The 2,328-nt window shown below is 49.6% G+C and carries 2 protein-coding genes and 2 pseudogenes; 3 read left to right on the plus strand and 1 reads right to left on the minus strand.

Features of this window, described 5'->3' with window-relative positions; all coding sequences use genetic code 11:
- The coding region (locus ACIPUG_RS21355) for an RHS repeat domain-containing protein (protein ID WP_400340105.1) at positions 1–1,075 on the plus strand (1,075 nt) is incomplete at its 5' end.
- Between the two features lie 4 nt (positions 1,076–1,079).
- Positions 1,080–1,580, plus strand: a complete 501-nt coding sequence (locus ACIPUG_RS21360) for a hypothetical protein (protein WP_400340108.1) — start codon at positions 1,080–1,082, stop codon at positions 1,578–1,580.
- Between the two features lie 66 nt (positions 1,581–1,646).
- Here ACIPUG_RS21360 and ACIPUG_RS21365 read toward each other — a convergent pair.
- A pseudogene (locus ACIPUG_RS21365) lies at positions 1,647–1,895 on the minus strand (SymE family type I addiction module toxin); the annotation flags it as partial.
- Between the two features lie 76 nt (positions 1,896–1,971).
- Here ACIPUG_RS21365 and ACIPUG_RS21370 point away from each other — a divergent pair.
- A pseudogene (locus ACIPUG_RS21370) lies at positions 1,972–2,328 on the plus strand (hypothetical protein); the annotation flags it as partial.

Consider the following 2,328-nt stretch of genomic DNA (forward strand, 5'->3'; position numbering starts at 1 on the left):
AACGCGGCCGGGGTTCAGGCCGAAGGAAACGTACTTTGACTGGGACGTGCAGGACCGTCTGGTGCGGGTGAGTCTGCCGGACGGGGCACGCTGGCGCTATCGCTACGATGCGTTTGGCCGCAGAGTCAGTAAGGTACGTGAGGGACAACTCCCTTCGGCGCAGGCGGTCGCGCGGGTGGCGTACCGGTGGGACGGTGACCAGCTGATTGGTCAGCAGCAGTACCGGGCGGACGGGTCAGCGGCACGGGAAGTGCAGTGGGTATACGAGCCGGGAAGCTTCCGGCCACTGGCACAGGTGGAGGCGCAGGGCGACAGCACACAACTGCACTACATCGTGACCGACCTGACAGGAACCGCGAGAGAGTTGTGCAGTGAGGAAGGGGAAGTCCGCTGGCGCGGGGAGCAGGGACTGTGGGGCGTACACCGCGAAGAGCGACGGCCTATCCCGCTGCGGCGCTACCTAGGGGATGCGGCGAACGAAGAGGTGTACTGTGAGCTGCGCTATCAGGGTCAGCTGTTTGATGCGGAAACGGGGCTTTACTACAACCGGCATCGTTACTATGATGCGGAAAGCGGACAGTACCTGTCGCCGGACCCGATAGGGCTGGGTGGGGGAATAAGGCCGCAGGGATATGTTCATAACCCGTTGGAGTGGGTTGATCCGCTGGGGTTGAGTGGGTGTCCACCTGATCCTAAAGAAGATAGGAAAAGAAGGCATCATTCTAAATCTGCTACGTATGATAAACACACAAAAGCAAAAACGAGAGAAGATGCTATAAAGTTGTCTAGTAACAAAGGACCTTCTCAATATTGGGACGAAAGTGTTCAAGGATCTACAACCTCAAAAGACGCAACCAGTTTTAGAAACCAGTTAGAAAAAGAGGCATTGAAAAATGGTAAGTATGTGCCACAAAAAGGTGGTTCTGATTACTATATATATGATGCGGGTAAGACGGTGGGATATAATAATGGAAAACCAACTCAATTCATGAGAGTTGAAGTGACTAAAAGTACTAATGAGTTTCATGGTCATCCAATATCTCCTGAAAAATATATTGAATATCTTGGGAAGTGATTCTATGGAAAATATTGATTTTTTTAAAAGATATAAACCGTTATCTTTGTTCTCTTTTCCTTCCGGTTGGTTTTCTTTAAAAAACCATATGTATGATATAGATCCTACGGTTCTCCATTCTGTCTCGAATCATGAGTTCTCTCGCCTGGAAGACATCTTCTTTGGAGAAGATGTCTTCATAGCTAGATGTGAGATGCCATTGACTAATGGGAGGAATATTATGGCCGTGTTATCGATCGGATGTAGATTGATGAACGATGATTTTCGTGAATTACCACCGCACTGTTTTTATGATGTGGAAGTTACTTTTTACTCTATAAAAGGTAAAATTAAGAATTCTTTTTTTGAAAAGAAAATAACCTTGTCTAGCAGATATGATGCTGCAAGAAAAACATCGGAATATATGATTATTTTCTCAAATTATATTTATCCAGATTTACAAGATGGGGTTTTAGATCTAAGCGGAGATTTAGAAGCATATTTTGATGATGGGGTTATCCATTAATTCTTTTATATTAAATATCCGGAAGCGATCACACGATCCTTCCAGATATTTTTATCGGCTTGCGTACTACGCCAGTATATTCCCCAACTCAGCCCGAATGGTTATTTTACCGGGCAGCACGTCAATACTTAACTGCTGGCCGGGTAACCCGCTTTGGGTGAGCCAGTCACCCGTCAATGTCAGTTCCCCGTTGTCACTTACCCAGTCCGCACCCTCTGTCTCGCAGCCGTCCAGTTCGTTTAGCCGCGCCGCGATATCGGTGTTCTCATCCCGTCGCGTCAGTATTAAGCCGTTGCGGTACAGGCGGGTACGAAACTATCAAACGACGCAACGCTCAGGGCTTGCAAGTTGCCCCACAGTTCATGGATATCCTGCGTGGTGATAACAATTCGAGGTAAATGACCCGGAAGGGCGAGAGTGGCTGTACCGTTATGGTGACAAGGGACAGCTGTCGACGGTGATAGGCCCGGACGGCGTGTTGCAGCGTTATCACTATAATCATCGTGGGCTGCTGAGCAGCCTTGAGCGGGATAATGCACCGCCGGTCATGTTCCGCTATGACGACCTTGACCGCCTGACAGAGCGGCATATCGGACATGAAGCGGGCGTACAGGTCCGACGCTGGGAATATGACGGCGTGCGCGAGTCACCGTCGAAAGTGGTGTACGAGGACGGCAGCGAGACGCGGTTTGGTTACGATGTGGAAGGTAACCTGACGGCGGTAACGGATGCACTGGGGCAGCGCTAC

Origin of the sequence: Pectobacterium sp. CHL-2024 (assembly GCF_044751765.1) — a bacterium.
Taxonomy (GTDB): Bacteria; Pseudomonadota; Gammaproteobacteria; order Enterobacterales; family Enterobacteriaceae; genus Pectobacterium; species Pectobacterium brasiliense.

What these genes read in the sequence shown, in the direction of transcription:
- ACIPUG_RS21360 (WP_400340108.1), top strand. Translation starts at nt 1,080, where the DNA reads ATGGAAAATATTGATTTTTTTAAAAGATATAAACCGTTATCTTTGTTC.